The organism is Acinetobacter sp. SCLZS86 (assembly GCF_021560715.1).
Taxonomy (GTDB): Bacteria; Pseudomonadota; Gammaproteobacteria; order Pseudomonadales; family Moraxellaceae; genus Acinetobacter; species Acinetobacter towneri_A.
Genome location: NZ_CP090864.1, coordinates 200,347 through 219,548, shown reverse-complemented (window position 1 = coordinate 219,548; position 19,202 = coordinate 200,347). Strand labels below are relative to the sequence as shown.

Annotated in this window: 22 protein-coding genes and 1 pseudogene; 8 read left to right on the top strand and 15 right to left on the bottom strand. The window is 41.8% G+C overall.

Annotated features, from left to right (window positions below; translation table 11 throughout):
* The first annotated feature begins 20 nt into the window (after positions 1-20).
* Together dprA and LZP46_RS00840 are read left to right on the top strand one after the other, a co-directional pair.
* Positions 21-1,250, top strand: a complete 1,230-nt coding sequence (gene dprA, locus LZP46_RS00845) for a DNA-processing protein DprA (protein WP_178319613.1) — start codon at positions 21-23, stop codon at positions 1,248-1,250.
* A 43-nt stretch (positions 1,251-1,293) separates the two neighbouring features.
* On the top strand, positions 1,294-1,863 hold the full coding sequence (locus LZP46_RS00840) for an L-threonylcarbamoyladenylate synthase (RefSeq protein ID WP_236094359.1): 570 nt from the start codon (positions 1,294-1,296) through the stop codon (positions 1,861-1,863).
* Between the two features lie 34 nt (positions 1,864-1,897).
* Here the strand turns inward: LZP46_RS00840 and LZP46_RS00835 are convergent.
* Positions 1,898-2,955, bottom strand: a pseudogene (locus tag LZP46_RS00835) (RNA-guided endonuclease InsQ/TnpB family protein).
* Positions 2,956-3,476: 521 nt separating this feature from the next.
* On the bottom strand, positions 3,477-4,373 hold the full coding sequence (locus LZP46_RS00830) for a DMT family transporter (protein WP_236094358.1): 897 nt from the start codon (positions 4,371-4,373) through the stop codon (positions 3,477-3,479).
* Between the two features lie 284 nt (positions 4,374-4,657).
* On the opposite strand from LZP46_RS00830, the gene LZP46_RS00825 reads away from it, so the two are divergent.
* Positions 4,658-5,203, top strand: coding sequence for a glutathione peroxidase (locus LZP46_RS00825; protein ID WP_236094357.1), 546 nt, complete (start codon positions 4,658-4,660; stop codon positions 5,201-5,203).
* A gap of 325 nt (positions 5,204-5,528) precedes the next feature.
* Complete coding sequence (locus LZP46_RS00820) at positions 5,529-6,119, top strand: hypothetical protein (RefSeq protein WP_236095149.1); 591 nt, start codon at positions 5,529-5,531, stop codon at positions 6,117-6,119.
* 79 nt (positions 6,120-6,198) lie between these two features.
* On the opposite strand, the gene LZP46_RS00815 is transcribed toward LZP46_RS00820, so the two are convergent.
* The 10 genes from LZP46_RS00815 to LZP46_RS00770 all read right to left on the bottom strand — a co-directional run bounded on the left by LZP46_RS00815 (position 6,199) and on the right by LZP46_RS00770 (position 14,387).
* Positions 6,199-6,618, bottom strand: coding sequence for a F0F1 ATP synthase subunit epsilon (locus LZP46_RS00815; protein WP_004970132.1), 420 nt, complete (start codon positions 6,616-6,618; stop codon positions 6,199-6,201).
* A 27-nt stretch (positions 6,619-6,645) separates the two neighbouring features.
* On the bottom strand, positions 6,646-8,040 hold the full coding sequence (gene atpD / locus LZP46_RS00810) for a F0F1 ATP synthase subunit beta (protein WP_004970134.1): 1,395 nt from the start codon (positions 8,038-8,040) through the stop codon (positions 6,646-6,648).
* A 29-nt stretch (positions 8,041-8,069) separates the two neighbouring features.
* A complete protein-coding gene (atpG, locus tag LZP46_RS00805; protein WP_236094356.1) occupies positions 8,070-8,939 on the bottom strand; it encodes a F0F1 ATP synthase subunit gamma in 870 nt (289 codons plus the stop codon).
* A gap of 83 nt (positions 8,940-9,022) precedes the next feature.
* Complete coding sequence (gene atpA, locus LZP46_RS00800) at positions 9,023-10,567, bottom strand: F0F1 ATP synthase subunit alpha (RefSeq protein WP_236094355.1); 1,545 nt, start codon at positions 10,565-10,567, stop codon at positions 9,023-9,025.
* 40 nt (positions 10,568-10,607) lie between these two features.
* On the bottom strand, positions 10,608-11,144 hold the full coding sequence (locus LZP46_RS00795) for a F0F1 ATP synthase subunit delta (RefSeq protein ID WP_019837171.1): 537 nt from the start codon (positions 11,142-11,144) through the stop codon (positions 10,608-10,610).
* A gap of 12 nt (positions 11,145-11,156) precedes the next feature.
* A complete protein-coding gene (locus LZP46_RS00790) occupies positions 11,157-11,627 on the bottom strand; it encodes a F0F1 ATP synthase subunit B (protein WP_004970142.1) in 471 nt (156 codons plus the stop codon).
* A gap of 39 nt (positions 11,628-11,666) precedes the next feature.
* Positions 11,667-11,912 (bottom strand): F0F1 ATP synthase subunit C, encoded by a 246-nt coding sequence (gene atpE / locus LZP46_RS00785; RefSeq protein WP_000424060.1) that lies wholly within the window; start codon positions 11,910-11,912, stop codon positions 11,667-11,669.
* A gap of 85 nt (positions 11,913-11,997) precedes the next feature.
* Positions 11,998-12,873 (bottom strand): F0F1 ATP synthase subunit A, encoded by an 876-nt coding sequence (gene atpB / locus LZP46_RS00780; RefSeq protein WP_168419254.1) that lies wholly within the window; start codon positions 12,871-12,873, stop codon positions 11,998-12,000.
* Between the two features lie 103 nt (positions 12,874-12,976).
* On the bottom strand, positions 12,977-13,375 hold the full coding sequence (locus LZP46_RS00775; RefSeq protein WP_004970147.1) for an ATP synthase subunit I: 399 nt from the start codon (positions 13,373-13,375) through the stop codon (positions 12,977-12,979).
* Positions 13,376-13,547: 172 nt separating this feature from the next.
* Entirely contained in the window at positions 13,548-14,387 is an 840-nt protein-coding gene (locus LZP46_RS00770) for a metal ABC transporter solute-binding protein, Zn/Mn family (protein ID WP_236094354.1), read from the bottom strand.
* 135 nt (positions 14,388-14,522) lie between these two features.
* On the opposite strand from LZP46_RS00770, the gene LZP46_RS00765 reads away from it, so the two are divergent.
* The 3 genes from LZP46_RS00765 to znuB are packed head-to-tail and all read left to right on the top strand — an operon-like array spanning position 14,523 to position 16,585.
* The gene (locus LZP46_RS00765; RefSeq protein ID WP_236094353.1) at positions 14,523-15,017 is read left to right on the top strand and encodes a transcriptional repressor; all 495 of its coding nucleotides are present in this window, start codon (positions 14,523-14,525) and stop codon (positions 15,015-15,017) included.
* Complete coding sequence (gene znuC, locus LZP46_RS00760; protein WP_236094352.1) at positions 14,993-15,781, top strand: zinc ABC transporter ATP-binding protein ZnuC; 789 nt, start codon at positions 14,993-14,995, stop codon at positions 15,779-15,781. Before LZP46_RS00765 ends, znuC begins: the two co-directional genes overlap by 25 nt.
* Positions 15,782-15,784: 3 nt before the next feature.
* Entirely contained in the window at positions 15,785-16,585 is an 801-nt protein-coding gene (znuB, locus tag LZP46_RS00755; RefSeq protein ID WP_180060360.1) for a zinc ABC transporter permease subunit ZnuB, read from the top strand.
* Here the strand turns inward: znuB and LZP46_RS00750 are convergent.
* Together LZP46_RS00750 and LZP46_RS00745 are read right to left on the bottom strand one after the other, a co-directional pair.
* Complete coding sequence (locus LZP46_RS00750; RefSeq protein ID WP_236094351.1) at positions 16,582-16,980, bottom strand: hypothetical protein; 399 nt, start codon at positions 16,978-16,980, stop codon at positions 16,582-16,584. The genes znuB and LZP46_RS00750 overlap by 4 nt on opposite strands.
* Positions 16,981-17,091: 111 nt before the next feature.
* Complete coding sequence (locus tag LZP46_RS00745; protein WP_236094350.1) at positions 17,092-17,712, bottom strand: LysE family transporter; 621 nt, start codon at positions 17,710-17,712, stop codon at positions 17,092-17,094.
* A 159-nt stretch (positions 17,713-17,871) separates the two neighbouring features.
* Here LZP46_RS00745 and LZP46_RS00740 point away from each other — a divergent pair, with 159 nt between their 5' ends.
* Positions 17,872-18,792 (top strand): Dyp-type peroxidase, encoded by a 921-nt coding sequence (locus LZP46_RS00740; protein WP_236094349.1) that lies wholly within the window; start codon positions 17,872-17,874, stop codon positions 18,790-18,792.
* 37 nt (positions 18,793-18,829) lie between these two features.
* Here the strand turns inward: LZP46_RS00740 and LZP46_RS00735 are convergent, their stop codons facing one another.
* The gene (locus LZP46_RS00735) at positions 18,830-19,069 is read right to left on the bottom strand and encodes a hypothetical protein (protein WP_180168693.1); all 240 of its coding nucleotides are present in this window, start codon (positions 19,067-19,069) and stop codon (positions 18,830-18,832) included.
* Positions 19,070-19,202: the final 133 nt, after the last annotated feature.

Sequence of the window (19,202 nt, the reverse complement as noted above, 5' to 3'; positions counted from 1 at the left end):
AAATAGTCTGAGATGGTGACATGTTGAATTCATTCACCCCACATCAAATTGACTACATTAAGTTGTGGTATTTGGTTCAGCATTCACTGTCGAGTTTTTATAAACTAGAACAATATTTTGGTTCCGTGGCTGCCGCAGTGCAGCCCGAACATCTTTTGGCTTGGTCAGAAGTACGTGTACATGCCAACCATCAACAGCGTGCTAAAGAATATCTTAGCCAGTCAGGGCAACAGGCCTTTGAAAACGTCTTAAAACAATTACAACAGCATTGTGATTTTATCCTGACCTTGGATGATCCCAACTACCCCAACCAATTACGCCCCTATGCAAATAAAACTCCAATTTTATTTGGCCAAGGCAATGCTCAGGCTTTATTGCAAGCTCAAATCGCAATTGTTGGCAGTCGTAAAGCCAGCCCACACGGACGGCAAGTGGCTTATGATTTTGCCTATTATTTAAGTGAACAAGGTTTCTTTATCAATAGCGGTTTAGCACAAGGTATTGATGAGGCTGCACACCAAGGCGCTTTGGCACACCGTCGTACCATTGCAGTCATGGGCACAGGTTTAGACAGCACCTACCCGAGCGCCCACCATACACTCCGCCAGCAGATTGTGGAGCGTGGCGGTGCAGTGATTACAGAATTTTTACCTCACACCAAACCTTTGCAGCAAAATTTTCCACGACGTAATCGGTTGGTGAGTGGATTGAGTCTTGGCGTTATTGTTGCTGAAGCCAGTTTAAATAGTGGATCACTGATTACCGCTAAATGCGCAGCCGAACAAGGTAAATTAATTTTTGCTATTCCTGGACATATTTACAGTGAATTTCATCAGGGTTGCCATCAATTAATTCGTGAAGGTGCAATTTTGGTGGATCATCCTGAACAGGTGCTTGAAGATTTGGCATTGCCGACTCAATGGCAATATAAACAACAAAATATTGATCAATTGAGCTCTGACTCAACCTTACCATCTTCAAAACTGGATGCTCAAACAGGACAAAGCAATACAACCAAGCCTGATACAGCAACCTCGCTACAAGCCACCCATGAAATCGTGACGCATATTCCTGAGCATTTATTAGCGTTGTATCATCAATTGGATTGGGTCGGACAAAGTATTGACCACTTGGCACAACAGCTCGACTTGGAAATTGCCGTACTTACAGCTTATTTGATGGAACTTGAGCTCATGGGCTTAGCAATGCAGCAATCAGGCCTGTATCTGCGTTGTCGTCCCCACAAATAAGGTTCACAATAGCCCTCTCCCATTTCTGTTTAGGTCAACTCCCATGATTACAACCTCTGTCACCGAAGCCGCTGCATGTCTACAACAAGGACAGGTACTGGCCTATCCTACAGAGGCCGTTTGGGGTCTAGGATGTGATCCATATAACCAACAGGCTTTTTTGGAAATTCTACGCCTCAAACAGCGTCCGATTGAAAAAGGTGTGATTTTACTGGCAGGGCACCTGTCACAGGTAGAACATCTGCTTGAAGATTTAAAGCCAGATATGCAAGATCGTGTAATTGCCTCATGGAGCAATACACATCCGACTGAGCGTGCCACCACTTGGCTGTTACCCACCACAGCGGCAATTCCAGAGTGGATTACAGGTCAACACCCGAAAGTGGCTGTGCGCGTAACCAATCATCCTTTATGTATGGCTTTATGCCATGCCTTTGATGGCTTTATTGTTTCAACTAGTGCCAACCCTGCTGGCCATGAACCTGCGCGCTCCCTGCAAGAAGCAACCCAGTATTTCCAACAACAATTGCACTACTTAAATGGTGATTTAGGTTTAAGCCAACAGCCTAGCCGAATTTTAGATGCAGAGAGTGGGGCAGTGATTCGCGCCTAGCTTTAGACAAATTTTAGTTGACATCCTCCCCGACCTAAAGGACGGAGATTCCTACTGCTAGACGCTCATGCCCGAGCGCAAGAATATTCAGTGCGGAATTTACATCCCGATCATGGAGCGTACCACACTCCACACACTGCCATTCTCTTATTCCAAGTCCTGCTCTACCTTCCGGACTACTGGAGCGTGAGCCACAGCACGAACAAATTTGGGTGGTATAGGCTTCATTGACTTCTTCATAACATACCCCTGCGTTCTCGCATTTATACTTGAGCATGGTTCTTAGTGTTGTCCAACTGGCATCTAGCACTGATTTAGCCAATCTGGTTTGTGCTAATGCTTTGGCATTCACGTTGCCAACGAAGATGGCTGCATGTTCATTCACCAGTTTTCGGCTGAATTGATGCAGCATGTTTTGTCTTACATTTTTAATCTTGGCATGGATGGCTTTGACACGTTTCTTATTTTTTGCACGTTGAGCAATACCAAGTTTTTGTTCATATTGCCGATAGATTTGAGGTGCTTTAAGTTTTACGCCATCTGAACAAGTCGCTAAATCTTTTAAACCTAAATCTATGCCAAGTGAGGTTTTAGCGTTGTTTTTTCTATTTTGACTGCATCAACTACAAGACAAACATACCAACGTCCACGACTATCTTCTACGAATGTGCCTGTTTTGATATTGTATTGACTTAATCCGTAACTACCCCATAGTTTAAATTGATGCTTGCCATATTCAACATAGCCATCAGCATATTTGATTGCAACCTTTTTAAACGGTATCCAACCCAGTGAACGTCTAGCTGATTTTTTATTACTGACACGCCATTTTAGTTTTGCTTTTTTGAACTGCTTGCGTCTTGTGACCAATTCTTCTGTCACTGCCTGAATAGTTTGACTGTGCAAGTTGCATTCTTTCGATGTGCCTTTCGTGTATTTTGCAAGGTCGTATGCTGAAAAGAATTGTTGTTTACGTTGTAGATGCTTAAAACACAAATCATTGACATAATTCCAGACAAAATTTACTTCGGATGCTAACTGATTTAGCACCTTGCAATGTTTGTCTTTTATGCGTAATTTGAGTGTCTTCATCCAATTATTTTAACAGTATTTTTCTTAATAGTGACTATAGTACAAGTATTTAAAAAGACATTTCGTGTCGTTCATATGATTTACTCCAGTCGCTTATATCCTCGTGCTGAACCACGAGGTTTTACGCTCCAGTGGATAAAAAAAAACTCAACCATATAGGGATGGTTGAGCATAAAAAGGATGTGTATAAAAGCACATCCAGAGGGTTTGAAAATCTTGCTGTTAATGATATTTCACTAATTATTGAATACAGTGGATCATTTCCAGTACGTGAATTATGGAGTAATTTAGTCGACTATACAAATAGATTTTTCCTATTAATCCAACACAAATATTCGATTAAAGATTCATCTTTTTTTCTTAACAATTTAAATTATCTTACTATTTTTACAATTATTTTAGAAAAATTAAAAAAACTGTCATCATTCATAACGCTCAATACTGAATAAATTTTGAATAAAAGGTATTTCAAATATACCTTTATGTGATCAAAAAAACACCAATTAAACTCAACTTTTTGCTTAAATTTGTACACGTGCTTTCATTTGCGCCAACACAATACCCGTTAAAATAATCAATCCACCGATACTGTGATAACTCCCCCACACTTCTGCCAACCAAAAATATGCAATAATGGCCGTAAAAACAGGCATCAAATTCATAAAAATACTGGTGCGATTCGGTCCTAAATATTGAACAGCCAACATCCATACCAAAGGCGCAATAATTGAAGGAAATATACCTGCATACAGCACACTTAAACCATTTTGACTATTTAAGTGGTCTAAGCCTAACCACACAATAAATGGAAGATGATAAAGCAAGGCGAATATAATTTGCACATAAAGACTTAGCATGAGCGGCAATTTTAAATTCCATTTCTTTAAAAAAACCCCATAAAAGGCGTAAAAAAACACCGCCAAAACCATGAGCATATCACCCGCATGCCCTGTCAGCTGACTGAGTTGACGTAAATCTCCTTGTGCAATTACATACAACAAGCCCAAAAATGAAATCATGCAGCCTAAAACAGCAAATCGTGTGGGAATCTCTTTTAAGATCAGCAACGAAACCAAGACCGTAAACATGGGAATAAATGCATTAATAATGCCCATATTAGTTGCAGTGGTGTAATTTGCTGCGGTATAGCTGAGACCTTGATACAGCACCAAACCAAATGCACTGAGCACTGCCAACTGTTTCAAATGGGGGCGAATCAACTCACGCTGCTGCCAAACTTTTGGCAATATCCATGGTGTCAAAATCAGAAAAGCAATCAACCAACGATAAAAACTGATACTGACGGGTGAAATATACTCTGCAACATAGCGCGTCACCGCAATATTTAACGACCAAATCAATACCGCAATCAATGGCAACAAAATTACCCAAAATACGCCTTTATCTGATCGTATCATGTGTTCATCATCCTTGTTGTACCAAGCAGCATACCTGCTGTGAGACCTTTTTCTATAACTGATTTGTGATGCAAAGTGCTAAAAACCCAGTATCTATTTATGACACTTTTCGCTCAATTTATCCATCAATAAAACAAAATGCAGATACGAATTACATTTTTCTGCGCAATTTCACGGGTATGCGGGATTCCATCAGTGCCGTAAATTTCTTTGCTTTAAAACTTGCTGTATCCAAAAATTACAGTTACAACAGTAGCGGTAAATACAAATTCTAGGAAGCAACTATGCGCACTTCAGTTTATGATATTGCAGTGAAGACCAATCAGGGTACGGAAACCACATTAAACCAGTATGCTGGAAAAGTGTTGTTGATCGTGAACGTGGCATCAAAATGTGGCTTGACTCCGCAATACGAGGGCTTACAGCAACTCTACGCAGCAAAACAAGCACAAGGCTTAGAAATTTTGGCCTTTCCATCGAATGACTTCTTGGCACAAGAACCTGGCAGCGATGCAGAAATTCAGGAATTTTGCTCACTGAACTATCAGGTGAGTTTTCCATTGTTTGCCAAAATTCCAGTCGTGGGTGCAGAAAAGCATCCTCTTTACACGGCTTTAACGCAAGCAATTCCTGAACGCATTGGTGAAGGCCCATGGTGGAAAGATTTGGTTGATTACGGCTTAACCCCAAATGAACCGCCTGAAGTGTTATGGAACTTTGAAAAGTTTTTGGTGAATAAACAAGGTGAAGTTGTAGCGCGTTTTGCTCCAGATTTAACTGCAGATGATCCACGCATTGTAGAAGCAATTGAGGCTGAACTGGCTAAATGATTTTTTATTCAGTAGGTGAAACAGTTCTTTCATAAATTCTCTTTAAATCCATAATAATTCAGCCCCCTTATCCTCTTGCGGAATATATTCCTCATCCTGAGCCATATATGGCGCAAGAGAAGGGACTATCAATATCAATTCGACGCATGATTTATAATCATTTTTCATTTATGAAAGAAGTGTAATACATAGGAGTTTCTTTAAAACTCCTATTTTTTTTGATTTAGAAAAAAATTAAGATTTGTTATCGCTTTGCAACAATCTGTTTTTTATTCATATTTTAGTTTTATATTCATTCTCATTGAGTACCAAAAATCACATGAATATGAAAAATGTATCTTTGAAGACACTCCTTCCGTTTGCACTATTGAGTTCTGCCTTTCTACTCAGCGCCTGTGATCAAATGAACACGCCGCAAACCCATACAACAAACCAAGATGATTCCAGCGTATCATCCAACAGCAATACAAACCCAACCAACGCTCCATTAAGCAGTGGCAATATGTTCTACATTGTGCGCGATGTGGCCGATCTACAGCTCAAAGCAGGTCAATATGTCGAACAACTGAATCAAACCAAGTCTGAATTGCAAACCGCTGTAGATGCGCAAGATCCACAACAATTACAAATTGCAGCGACTCAATTACAACAGCAGTTACAAGGCTTCAATCAAACACTAAGCAGCCTAGACTTAAAAACACAGGAAATTGATACCATCCGTCAAAACTTATTGGCTGCCAATCAGCAAGTTTTGGCTTCACCATTTTTAAATGGACAAGTCGATTTAAGCAAAGTGGACTTTAAGAAACTGGAACAGCAAATGGGGAGTATTCAAGCTGAAATGCTAAAACTGGCGGGGATGATTTTACAAGGTGAGTCGAATCAGCCAACTGAAACCACCAATACAGCATCTTAAGCAAAGATAAGGCTTCAATTCCAAACAGCATAAAAAAAGCCACTCTTTCGAGTGGCTTTTTTCAATCTTAAACCGACAATTAAAGTGCGCGGTTTTTGATTTTGCGGATGGTTTCCAACTGTGCAGCAGTTTCTGCCAAAGCAGCCAAAGCAGCAGCAGAGTCCAAATCGCTCTTTTGATTTGCCAACAATTGTTCAGCGTGTTTACGCGCTTCAATAATTGCCGCTTCATCTAAGTTTTCTGCACGAACTGCAGTATCTGCAAGAATCGTAACAACATGCGGTTGAACTTCTAGAACGCCACCAGATACATAGATTAATTCTTCTGTACCATTTTCCAGCAGAACGCGGATTGCACCCGGCTGAAGCAAAGTTACCAGTGGTGCGTGACCCGGCATAATACCGAGTTCACCGCCAGCACCTTTTGCAATTAGCATAGTCACAGTGCCCGAGTACAAAGACTCTTTTACACTTACAACATCACATTGCATAGTCGCCATGAGAATCTCCTAAATTAGAGCTGCTAATTAAAGTTTCTCGGCTTTAGCAATCACTTCGTCAATACCACCAACCATATAGAACGCTTGTTCTGGGATATGATCGTATTCACCAGCTAGAAGACCTTTAAAGCCACGAATTGTATCTTTAAGCGGTACAAGTTTACCAGGCGCGCCAGTAAATACTTCAGCTACGTGGAACGGTTGAGAGAAGAAACGTTGGATCTTACGTGCACGGTATACAGTAAGTTTGTCTTCTTCTGACAATTCGTCCATACCAAGAATTGCGATAATGTCTTTCAATTCTTTATAACGTTGAAGAACGTTTTGAACTGAACGAGCAATTTCGTAATGCTCAGTACCAACAACTAATGGATCTAACTGACGTGAAGTTGAGTCTAGTGGATCGATCGCAGGGTAAATACCTTGAGATGCAATGTCACGGCTCAATACTACAGTTGCGTCTAAGTGCGCGAACGTTGTAGCAGGTGATGGGTCAGTCAAGTCATCGGCAGGTACGTATACAGCTTGAATAGATGTAATCGAACCAGACTTAGTTGAAGTAATACGTTCTTGAAGAACACCCATCTCTTCTGCAAGTGTAGGCTGATAACCTACTGCAGATGGCATACGACCTAGAAGTGCTGATACTTCAGTACCTGCTAGTGTATAACGGTAGATGTTGTCTACGAACAATAATACGTCACGACCTTTACCGTTTTCATCTTTTTGATCACGGAAGTACTCAGCCATAGTCAAACCAGTTAACGCTACGCGTAAACGGTTACCAGGTGGCTCGTTCATCTGACCGTAGACCATTGCTACTTTGTCTAGAACGTTAGAGTCTTTCATTTCGTGATAGAAGTCGTTACCTTCACGAGTACGCTCACCAACACCAGCGAATACAGATAAACCTGAGTGCGCTTTAGCGATGTTGTTGATCAACTCCATCATGTTTACGGTTTTACCAACACCCGCACCACCGAACAAACCAACTTTACCACCTTTTGCGAACGGGCAAAGCAAGTCAATGACTTTAATACCAGTTTCTAGAAGGTCAGTAGAAGCCGCTTGTTCTGCATAAGAAGGCGCTTGACGGTGAATTGGTAAACGCTCTTCAGTTGCAACTGGACCAGCTTCGTCGATCGGGCGACCAAGAACGTCCATGATACGACCAAGAGTCGCCGTACCTACTGGTACAGAGATTGGCGCGTTAGTGTTTGTTACGTTCAAACCACGCTTAAGGCCTTCAGTAGAACCCATTGCAATAGTACGAACTACGCCATCACCAAGTTGTTGCTGAACTTCTAATGTAGTTTCAGTACCGTCAACTTGGAGAGCGTCATAGATCTTAGGAACGCTGTTGCGTTCAAACTCGACGTCGATAACCGCGCCGATGATCTGAATGATACGACCGCCACTCATTGCTGTCTCCTCAATTCAAACTAATAATGTTAAACGGCAGCGGCACCACCAACGATTTCAGAAATTTCCTGAGTAATCGCGGCTTGACGCAGCTTGTTATAAATAAGTTGTAGGCTCTTGATCAGTTCACCTGCGTTATCTGTTGCAGCTTTCATTGCAACCATACGCGCAGACTGTTCACATGCGATGTTTTCAATCACACCTTGATAAACCATAGACTCGATGTAACGAACCAATAAACCATTTAACAGCTCTTCAGCTTCTGGTTCATAGATATAGTCCCAACCGTATTGACGGTTAAGGGTCTTGTTTTCTTCAGCAGCTGCTAAAGGTACAAGTTGTTCGATTTTTTGATTTTGAGTCATGGCATTGACAAAGCCGTTTGACACTAGATAAATACGATCTAACTCGCCTTTATCATAAGCATCCAACATCACTTGTACAGAACCAGCTAACTGTTCAAGACTCGGCGCATCACCAACGTTTGTAGTTGCACCAAGCACTTTACCGCCGTAGTTTTTAAAAAACGAAACCGCTTTTTGACCAATTAAAGCAAATTGAACTTCAATTGACTGCTCTTGTTGCTGCTGAACGTGTTTTACCACTTTCTTGAACAAGTTAATGTTCAAACCACCAGCCAAACCACGATCTGAAGACACGATGATATAGCCAACGCGCTTAACTGGGCGTTCAACCATATAACGGTGTTTGTATTCAGGGTTCGCTTGTACCAAATGAGCAATTACACGGTGCATATTTTCGGCATACGGACGGCCTTGAGCCATGCGCTCTTGCGCACGACGCATCTTAGAAGCTGCTACCATCTGCATCGCTCGAGTAATCTTCTGCGTGCTTTTGATACTAGCTACTTTGGCGCGAATTTCTTTTAAATTTGCCATACGCTTAACCTAGTATTCGAAAGCCCTTTCAGGCTTCCGAAGGTTGATTCCGTGAACCAAACCCCTAACTAGCCAATGCTAAATTAGTAAGTTTGAGTCGCTTTAAAGCTTTCAATACCTGCTTTGATTGCAGCTTCGATGTCTTTGTTGAAATCACCAGTTTCATCGATTTGTTGCATTAACGCAGCATGTTCTGAACGGAAGTAAGTGATTAACGCAGCATCAAAGTCTACGATTTTCTTCACTTCTACGTCAGCCATATAGCCTTCGTTAGATGCATAAACTGAAACAGCTTGGTCAGCAATTGAGTATGGCGCATATTGTTTCTGCTTCATTAACTCAGTTACACGTTGACCATGTTCAAGTTGCTTACGAGTTGCTTCGTCAAGGTCAGAAGCGAACTGAGCAAACGCTGCCAATTCACGGTATTGCGCCAAAGCGGTACGGATACCACCAGACAATTTTTTGATGATCTTAGTTTGAGCAGAACCACCAACACGCGATACAGAAATACCCGCGTTCACAGCAGGACGGATACCCGCGTTAAATAATGATGTTTCTAAGAAGATCTGACCATCTGTAATCGAAATTACGTTGGTTGGTACGAATGCAGATACGTCACCTGCTTGAGTTTCAATAATCGGCAATGCAGTTAAAGAACCAGTTTGACCTTTCACTTCACCGTTAGTGAATTTCTCAACGTAGTCAGCAGATACACGAGAAGCACGCTCAAGTAGACGCGAGTGTAGATAGAACACGTCACCTGGATACGCTTCACGACCTGGTGGACGACGTAAAAGCAATGAAATTTGACGATACGCAACAGCTTGTTTAGACAAGTCATCATAAATGATAAGCGCGTCTTCACCACGGTCACGGAAGTATTCACCCATTGTACAGCCAGAGTACGGAGCAAGATACAACATTGCTGCTGGATCTGCCGCTGCTGCTGCAACAACAGTTGTATACGCCATAGCACCAGTTTCTTCTAGCTTGCGTACTACGTTTGCGATAGTCGATTGTTTTTGACCAATTGCTACGTACACACACTTAATGCCAGAGTTTTTCTGAGCGATGATCGCATCGATCGCCATTGCTGTTTTACCAGTTTGACGGTCACCAATGATCAACTCACGTTGACCACGGCCTACAGGGATCATGGTATCAACTGATTTATAACCAGTTTGAACAGGTTGATCCACTGATTGACGCCAAATTACACCTGGTGCTACTTTTTCTACAGCATCAGTTAATTTTGCATCAATAGGGCCTTTACCATCAATTGGGTTACCCAAAGCATCTACCACACGGCCTAAAAGTTCTGGACCAACCGGAACCTCTAATACACGACCTGTGCAACGAGCTTTTTGACCTTCTTGAAGGCTTAAGTAGTTACCTAAAACAACGACGCCCACTGAATCCTGTTCTAGGTTCAGTGCCATACCAAATAAGCCGCCGTCGAATTCGATCATTTCACCGTACATTGCATCAGCAAGGCCGTGAATGCGCACAATACCGTCGGATACCATAACAATGGTACCTTCGTTTTTAGCGGTCGCGCTGGTGTCCAGATCGCCGATACGCTGTTTAATGAGCGCACTGATCTCGGATGGATTCAGTTGTTGCATTGCGCTATACCTCAATCTTTTATTAGTTCAGTCTTCGCAATTAAGCTAAAAGACGTGTCCGCATTTTTTCAAGCTTGTTAAGCGCAGAATCATCTATCACTTGGTCGCCTGCACGAATAACTACACCCGCAATTAACGCTGGGTTCACTTCTACAGAAACATTTACTGCTGCAGCGAAACGTTTTTCTAACGCTTGAGCAAGAATTTGTTCTTGTACAGAAGTCAATGGGAATGCTGATTCAATCACAACATCCACAGTATTGTTATTCTGTGATTTGAGCTGTTCGTATTCTGCTTGAATTTCAGGAAGTAAAGCCAAACGGTTATTTTCAGCAAGCAATGTCAAAAAGTTTGACACTGCTGCAGTTTGGTCTTCACCTAAAACTTTGGCAAAAATACTCACCTGCTCAGCAGGCGTAAGCTCAGGGCGATTTAAGTAAGCTGAAAATGCTTCGTCTTGCACCGCAGCACTGAGCAAGTTAAGTGCTGTTGACCAAGTGTCAGTTGCACCTTGCTCAGAAGCGTAAGCAAATGCTGCTTTAGCGTATGGGCGTGCCAACGTCAAGAGTTCAGCCATAATCTGCCTCTCTTAAAGTTTAGCAGCCAGCTGAGTCAGCATGGCATTGTGAGCTTCTGCGTCAACTTGCTGGCTAAGAATTTTCTCTGCACCAGTTACTGCAAGCGCAGCTACTTGTTGACGTAATTCTTCGCGAGCAGAATTGATTTCTGTATCAACAGCTTCTTTCGCTTGTTGACGGATACGCTCACCTTCAGCAGATGCTTGGGTACGCGCTTCTTCTACCAATTGTGCTGCACGACGATTCGCTTGTTCGATCAATTGAGCCGCTTGTGCTTTAGCTGCATCTAATTCAGCTTTTACTTGAGCTTGCGCATCGGCAAGGTCAGCTTTGGCTTTTTCAGCTGCATTTAAGCCGTCAGCAATACGACGCTGACGCTCACTAATCGCATTGATTAGTGGTGGCCATACAAACTTCATGCAGAATGCGACGAAAATCGCAAATGCAATCGCTTGGCCAAACAATGTGAGGTTGATATTCATTGCAAATTCCTCAAATAGTGAATTTCGGAATTAAGCTGATTAACCTACAAATGGATTAGCGAAGATGAAGAACAAGCCAATACCAACACCGATCATAGGCACAGCATCAAGAAGACCCGCGATTAAGAACATACGAGTTTGAAGTTGTGGAGCCAATTCTGGTTGACGAGCAACAGCTTCAAGGAAGCGACCGCCTAAAAGACCAAAACCAATCGCAGTACCTAAAGCACCGAAAGCGATCAAGATAGCAGATGCAATTGCAACTAGACCTAAAGTGAGTTCCATGATAATTCCTCAGAGGTTAGGTTTTATACCAAATTAAGTTAAAAAATTGTGTGCCCAACCGCCCGTTGACAGTTAGGCCATACCATTAATGCTTTTCGCTTGCCATACTCATGTACACGATTGTCAACATCATGAAAATGAATGCTTGTAGCGTAATAATCAAAATGTGGAAAATCGCCCAAGGCACAGACAATGCCCACTGGATCCAGAACGGTAATAACGCGATAAGAATGAAGATTAACTCACCCGCATACATGTTACCGAATAGTCGTAGAGCCAATGAAACTGGTCGCGCCAAGAAAGTAGTCAATTCCAACAATAAGTTGAATGGAATTAAAAGCACTTTAGCAACTGGATTACTTGGGTTAAATGGGTTAAGTGCTAACTCACCAACGAAGCCGCCAATTCCTTTTTCACGAATACTATAGAAAATAATTAAGAAGAATACAGAAATAGACATACCTAAGGTAATGTTTGGATCTGTAGTCGGAACAATTTTAAAGTAAACCTGATGAGGATCTACACCCAGCATAGAAGCAATCGCCTGTTGAGCTACATAAGGAATAAAGTCAACAGGGATTAAGTCCATCAAGTTCATGAGGAAAATCCACACGAAAATGGTTAATGCTAGGGGTGCAATTAATCGAGACTTCCCGTGGAAGGTATCACGTACACTAGAATCCACAAACTCGATAATCACTTCAATTGCTGACTGGAATTTGCTAGGCACGCCCGCATTTGCAGCTTTCGCCACGATCCAGAACAAGAAACAGAAGATCAGACCAAGTCCAATAGACCAACCCATTGAATCCAAGTGAATAGCAGTGAACCCCATCTGTTGAGCTTCTTCAGCAGACTCAGCCAACTTCCATGAACCGTCTGGCATTTTGCCATAGGTCATATTGGTCAAGTGATGCTTGATATACTCGGTCGAAGTAAGGGCATGTTCTTCAGCAGCCATAAATCACACCTGGTCAATGTAAAAAAACTAATAGAACAAACGAATATCGCGTGCTGCTTGATATCTCGCCTATTCCTGAAAAACTTTTCAATTTTTGCTGCGTTTAAACTCGTTTTTGTAATCGTGACACCCAAAATGGCGCAACCCACGACATGCTTTGAACGAGCATAAAACCACAAAACAATGCCACCGGGGATAACGGCTGTACATTGCTTAAAATTAAAATGAATCCTACGATCACGATTGCAAACTTACCGAGCATTCCTCTATACATGTTCGAAAGAACCTGTCTGGACGCTCGTGCACCTGCTGCTCGAAACGACTGCCATGAAAAATAACAACTTGCCAGCCAACAAACACTAGCACCAAGTGCAGCGCTTAAGGCAGCCGTTGAGTCTTTCAAGACCCACGCTATCAGGGCTGAAACTGGAATCATGAATGCTTGTAAGAAGACCAAAGCTTTAGCTAATCGTCGGTCAATCAAGCGACTAGTTCGGCTCATTTTTTTATCCACTCACAGCATTAATGCTTGACAAGTTCAACTGATGATCGTTTTTTATCGCAGGCATTATAGAGTTAGCCCCCTGAACATGCAATCGTTTCCCGACCTTAGTCGTGATTTTTTGCATGTTAGTCTCGGAATTGTCATATTTCAATTTTGCTTAAAAAACGCATCATTTTCGTGCATTTAATACACAAGCCTTGGTTTGCTTGGCTAATTGCTGCCACGCTTGCACAAAATCATCTGCGCCGCGCATGCTTTCATCGACCTTTTGAAACACAATTGGATTCAATTTCATATACTGATTTTTACTGGCATGTCCTTCAGCAAGCAGGCACATTTTTGGATTTGGACGGTGATCGTTCAAATATTTGATTTGAGCAACCGTAGGGGCAATATGTGGATCATTGGTCATCGAACCTGCAAATTCTAAATTTAAGGCACGTTCTAAATATTGATAAGCATCGTGATAAGCCCAATATGGCTGTGCTGCGGTTTGAGTCTGAAATTGACTTGCACTTTTGAATAAGCTCTGCGCGAAGGCACGTGCGTTGTTCCAGTATGCATCGCGATGTTCAGGCATTTGCTGAGAACGTAACGCGGCAATAAAGAAGCCGATACGCACTGCATTGTTTGGATCGAGCCAGACATGACTGTCTACCGTATTTTTTAAGGCTGCGCCACGCTCAGAACGCTGCGGCAAAGTTTTCATAATGCCCGTATCTAATAAGGCAATCGCTTTAGGATTTTGATGTAATACACGTTCTAGCGGTGCTTCATGCGCTTTACCCAACCAAATAATTAAACCCGCATCTTGGATGATTTTTCGATGTGCAGGCGTGAGTGATACATCATGCCCTGTTTGATCTGCCAGTAATAACGTGGGTGTTTCGATATTTTGCGTGACTTTTTGGGCAATCAGATAGATAGGATGTGTAGACACCACCAAAGCCTGCGCCATGCTGACAGTACTGCACAACACCAAAAGACAGAAACTAAATAAACGAAACATTGCGACATATCACGAAAAATCGATAAATGTTATAGTATAACAAATTTATAAAAATACCTATGTATAATCGAAACTGATTACGCTTCATGCTAAGATTTACTGTCGTTTTTCTTTTAAAGTTCAACTGGGGTGGCTATGAGCTTATGTTCGCACGAGCATCACAATGCATTACATGGCGTTCACGACCATCACAATGTCGATCAACGTCTTGTCGAAGCTGAGAGTTTATGCGCGGCAGCAGGTGCTCGCTTAACACCGCTACGTAAAGAAGTACTGGAACTCATTCTCAAGGCATCTGCACCAATGGGTGCTTATGATTTATTGGCGAAAATTAAAAGTGAGTCTGATCGTCCTGCAGCACCGCCAACGGTGTACCGTACTTTGGATTTTTTACTGGAAAAAGGACTCATTCACCGTTTGACTTCTATCAATGCATATATTCCTTGTTGTCATCCACGCGAAGGACACCAAGCGGCGTTTTTGATCTGCACGGAATGTAAAGTCGTTAAAGAAGCTTCAGCGCAAGGTTTATTAGAGCAACTCGATCAATTGGCAGCCTCTGACCGCTTTAGCCCGCATCACAGTATTATTGAGATTTCTGGAAAATGTCAGCAGTGCAACAGCAAATAACCACTGCACCACTCATCGCCTTGCACAATATTCAGGTGCGAATAGATGAGCGCGATATTTTAAAAAATGTCAATTTTGAATTGCATGCAGGTGAAATTGTCACACTCATTGGTCCGAATGGCGCAGGAAAATCGACTTTAATTAAAGTCTTGCTTGGTATTGTCAAACCGAATGCAGGCAAGCTAGTAAATGCTCGCAAGCTGACCTTTTCTTATGTACCGCAAAAGTTTAATCCTTCTCACAGCTTGCCTTTAAGAGTGAAAGATTTACTGGCTTTAGAAAAATGCCCAGACGCAATTAAAGCAGAAATTATCCGCGATACTGGGATTGCCAAACTGCAAGATTCGAAAGTACAACAACTGTCTGGTGGCGAGCGGCAGCGGGTGTTATTGGCACGTGCTTTATTGCGTCAACCTGATGTTTTGGTACTGGATGAGCCGATGCAAGGACTAGATATTCAGTCCGAAGCTGAACTGTATGACTATGTGCGCAACTTACCGAGCAAATATGGCTGTGCGGTGTTGATGGTGTCGCATGATTTGCAATGGGTCATGCAAGGTACGCATCGTGTGGTATGTTTAAATAAACACATTTGCTGTAGCGGTTTGCCCGAAAATGTACAGCAACATCCTGAATACCAAGCTATTTTTGGAACCAATCGGGTGTTTTATCAACATCACCATGAACACTGCGCCCATGGCGATCATGCCGAGCCTTGTCAGCATGATTCACGTCCTCATATTCACCCTGAACCGGAAGCTTAACCCATGATGGATTGGCTACAATTGCTGTTACCTGCATGGATCATGGGCAGTTTATTGGTATTTTTGACCGCCCCACTGGGCTGTTTAATGCTGTGGCGACGCATGTCCTTTTTTGCCGATACGATGGCGCATGGCACTTTATTGGGTGTGGCAATTGCAGGCGCGTTAAGTTTACCTCTGTGGATGGGCGTGACATTCTTGGCATTATTATTGGTGGGTGTTTTGTGGATTTTACATGATCCACGGTTGCCGAATGATGCATTATTGGCGCTCTGCTCTGCGACCTTGCTCTGTTCAGGTTTGCTCTTTATTCAACATATTCCGAGTTTGCGTCCTGAGTTGCTGAGCTATTTATTTGGCGATTTACTCACCATTTCATGGGCAGATTTACCCGTATTTGCCCTAGTGATTATTGCAGCCTTAGCGGTACTCTATAAGTTTTGGCAGGCTCAAATTCAAATTGCAATTGACCCTGACATTGCAGTCAGTGAAGGTGTGAATGCACAATGGCAACGTCTGATTTTTATGTTGTTATTGGCATTATTTACAGTATTGGCTTTACGTGCAGTCGGCTCTTTATTGATGGGTGCATTGTTGGTGATTCCTGCCTTAACCGCACGTTTATTGGCTCACTCGCCTAAACAAATGGTGATTTGGGCGTTTATTGTGGCGCAAATTGCAGTCAGCGTAGGTTTATGGTCAAGTGCAGGCTTAAACATTTCAACAGGTTTAAGCATTGTGATGACTATGGCGATCATTTTTGCAGTAATTTTTAGCGTGCAAAAAGTCAGAAAGATAGCTTAGTTTTTCGTTAATGAATATCTATATTTTTGTATTGCAGCAATGAGCATTACGACCAAAAATGGCAGTATATACGCTATCCACAGTGCTATATCACTATGAATCACTTGCTGTAAAAGACTCAATTGCTGCTGAGCTTCTGAAACAGCATTCCAATCTATTGTTTGTAGATAAAACATTGCATGAATGGCAATCAACAACACAGCCGTAATATTAATCAACACCACACTTTGCCACACCGTATGTTTAAAATAAGTTTGCAAGGCGGCAAATACAAAAGAAAAAATCAAATTGATACTCAAATGTGCCATCAAAGCAATTGGCCAAAACACGCTATCTACTGAAAACTGAATTGCTAATCCAATTGCAATTAAAGTTGAAAAACTTAAAAGCAACATGCTGATCCACCAATGTTGCCAATAAAGTGCTCGCGGAATACATTTTATTTTCAACGTATGTCTCAATCTATTTTTATAATTACAGCGTACACTTTTGTGTAATTGAAGACATTACTGATGCACCAAACTTAACAAAAATGCAGCACCCGCAAATAATGCAGCAAAAGTACGATTCATCATTTTTTGCTGCTTCGGCGATCTTAACAAACGCAAAACTTTGGCAGCCAAGCCCGTATAGCCCGCCATCACAATCAAATCAATACTGATCATGGTCAACGCCATAATTGCATATTGCGTCCATTGCGGTTTCGACAAATCTAAAAACTGTGGCAAAACTGCCAATAAAAACACAATCGCTTTTGGATTGCTCATGTTGACCAGAAAGCCGTACATCACCAGTTTTCCAGCAGATTTTCGGGTCAATTCATGTTGAATTTCAATGGACTGTGCAGGTGCTGCCCACTGCAAATAAGCCAAATACAATAAATATGCTACCCCAAACCATTTCACAATCAAAAATGCCCAAGGCGTTGTCGCAAACAAAACCCCTGCCCCCGCAGCTACAATCGCGATTTGCAATAATAAAGCCAGTTGTAGACCAATCGCATTCCAATAACCATGTCGAAAACCATAACTCAAACCGCTCGACATCGAAGCAATCGCACCCGCGCCAGGTGAAACACTAATCACCCAACAGGCCAACATAAACGCAATCCAAACTTGATAAGACATATATCGCTGCTTTTCACAAGACAGTGCATTATATGATATTTCACTTAATCTCATGGCTAAAAACGTTGAATAAAATCGGGTTGAGGCTATTAAGCCTACATACAATCAGGCACAATAAAGTCAACTTTATAGAAAACAACAAATTTTCAGGAGCTATACATGACTGCCCAATCTGTAATTTTGCCACTACCTTCAGATCATGCTCGCTTTCTTGTACTTCGTTTAAAAGACTTAAGCATTGCTGAATTAAAAGAAAAATTGGCTGACTTGTTTAGCACACGGGATCGTTTGATTACCCAACATCCACATGCCCAAATTAAAACTGGCGTTGCTTTTGGCCCTGAACTTTGGGCACAACTCTATGAGCAATCTCCAGATGGTTTTAAACAATTACAACCGATTCAAGGGGCGTACCCAATGCCTGTCGTGCCTGCCGATGTGATTATTCATCTCGCGAGTGCCCGTTCAGATATTTGCTTTGCGCTCAGTCAGACCTTTTTTGAAGGGATTCAAGACAAAATTGAAGTCTTGGATGAACGGGTCTGTTTCCGTTATTTTGATGGACGCGACATGACGGGATTTATTGATGGTACTGAAAACCCACAATTTCCAGATGATCGTGCCGAAGTTGCACTTTTAGGTGAAGATGCAGGCGTGTTTGCCGATGGTTCTTTTATTTTTGCACAGCGCTATTGCCACGATTTAGAAAAATGGAAAAAGCTCAAAGTCGATGCCCAAGAGCATGTGATTGGACGCACCAAACTGGAATCGATTGAATTAGACGAAGATGTACAACCTGAAAATTCGCACGTTTCACGTACAGTCGTTGAAGATGATGCAGGCGATGAAATGGAAATTTTGCGCCACTCTTTACCTTATGGTGATGGCAAGGGCGATCAGGGTTTATTCTTTATTGCCTATACCAAAGATTTGAGCATTATTGATGCCATGTTAGAACGCATGTTTGGTACTTCAGGTGATGGCATCCATGACCGTTTATTGCACTTTGTGACTGCCATGGATGGCGCATATTACTTTGCCCCAAGTGAGGAGCTGCTAGAAGAAGTTTTGGAAGGTTAAGATAAAGAGGCCGACGAGAGTCGGCTTCTTGATTTTATTAAATGCAATTAATACCCTTTGCATCTAAATTTATTTTATTAAAAACTGTTGTCTTTTTAGTTTTTAAATTTAAATATTCTGCTTCATACAAGATATAGCCTTGTGACATAAACCTGTATTGTCCATTCACTTTATTGTCAATAATCTCTTGTACTGTCCTATAAATTTCAGGCTTGGCGTTATCCCCCATATCCACTTCTTCAATCCTTAAAGTCGTAGATAGTTCAATTTTTTTCATGAATGGATAATACATAATTGAATTTATATTAGGATATTCACTAGGCACCAATAGAACAGATTTGCTACCACTACTAAAACAATAGTAATCTTTTTCTGAAGAATAAACCTGTGTACAAGAAACTAAAATAAAT

Excerpts from the sequence above, each read along its gene's own strand:
- dprA (WP_178319613.1), top strand. The coding sequence starts at position 21 with ATGTTGAATTCATTCACCCCACATCAAATTGACTACATTAAGTTGTGG.
- LZP46_RS00840 (WP_236094359.1), top strand. The coding sequence starts at position 1,294 with ATGATTACAACCTCTGTCACCGAAGCCGCTGCATGTCTACAACAAGGA.
- LZP46_RS00830 (WP_236094358.1), bottom strand. The coding sequence starts at position 4,373 with ATGATACGATCAGATAAAGGCGTATTTTGGGTAATTTTGTTGCCATTG.
- LZP46_RS00825 (WP_236094357.1), top strand. The coding sequence starts at position 4,658 with ATGCGCACTTCAGTTTATGATATTGCAGTGAAGACCAATCAGGGTACG.
- LZP46_RS00820 (WP_236095149.1), top strand. The coding sequence starts at position 5,529 with ATGAAAAATGTATCTTTGAAGACACTCCTTCCGTTTGCACTATTGAGT.
- LZP46_RS00815 (WP_004970132.1), bottom strand. The coding sequence starts at position 6,618 with ATGGCGACTATGCAATGTGATGTTGTAAGTGTAAAAGAGTCTTTGTAC.
- atpD (WP_004970134.1), bottom strand. The coding sequence starts at position 8,040 with ATGAGTGGCGGTCGTATCATTCAGATCATCGGCGCGGTTATCGACGTC.
- atpG (WP_236094356.1), bottom strand. The coding sequence starts at position 8,939 with ATGGCAAATTTAAAAGAAATTCGCGCCAAAGTAGCTAGTATCAAAAGC.
- atpA (WP_236094355.1), bottom strand. The coding sequence starts at position 10,567 with ATGCAACAACTGAATCCATCCGAGATCAGTGCGCTCATTAAACAGCGT.
- LZP46_RS00795 (WP_019837171.1), bottom strand. The coding sequence starts at position 11,144 with ATGGCTGAACTCTTGACGTTGGCACGCCCATACGCTAAAGCAGCATTT.
- LZP46_RS00790 (WP_004970142.1), bottom strand. The coding sequence starts at position 11,627 with ATGAATATCAACCTCACATTGTTTGGCCAAGCGATTGCATTTGCGATT.
- atpE (WP_000424060.1), bottom strand. The coding sequence starts at position 11,912 with ATGGAACTCACTTTAGGTCTAGTTGCAATTGCATCTGCTATCTTGATC.
- atpB (WP_168419254.1), bottom strand. The coding sequence starts at position 12,873 with ATGGCTGCTGAAGAACATGCCCTTACTTCGACCGAGTATATCAAGCAT.
- LZP46_RS00775 (WP_004970147.1), bottom strand. The coding sequence starts at position 13,375 with ATGAGCCGAACTAGTCGCTTGATTGACCGACGATTAGCTAAAGCTTTG.
- LZP46_RS00770 (WP_236094354.1), bottom strand. The coding sequence starts at position 14,387 with ATGTTTCGTTTATTTAGTTTCTGTCTTTTGGTGTTGTGCAGTACTGTC.
- LZP46_RS00765 (WP_236094353.1), top strand. The coding sequence starts at position 14,523 with ATGAGCTTATGTTCGCACGAGCATCACAATGCATTACATGGCGTTCAC.
- znuC (WP_236094352.1), top strand. The coding sequence starts at position 14,993 with ATGTCAGCAGTGCAACAGCAAATAACCACTGCACCACTCATCGCCTTG.
- znuB (WP_180060360.1), top strand. The coding sequence starts at position 15,785 with ATGATGGATTGGCTACAATTGCTGTTACCTGCATGGATCATGGGCAGT.
- LZP46_RS00750 (WP_236094351.1), bottom strand. The coding sequence starts at position 16,980 with ATGTTGCTTTTAAGTTTTTCAACTTTAATTGCAATTGGATTAGCAATT.
- LZP46_RS00745 (WP_236094350.1), bottom strand. The coding sequence starts at position 17,712 with ATGTCTTATCAAGTTTGGATTGCGTTTATGTTGGCCTGTTGGGTGATT.
- LZP46_RS00740 (WP_236094349.1), top strand. The coding sequence starts at position 17,872 with ATGACTGCCCAATCTGTAATTTTGCCACTACCTTCAGATCATGCTCGC.
- LZP46_RS00735 (WP_180168693.1), bottom strand. The coding sequence starts at position 19,069 with ATGAAAAAAATTGAACTATCTACGACTTTAAGGATTGAAGAAGTGGAT.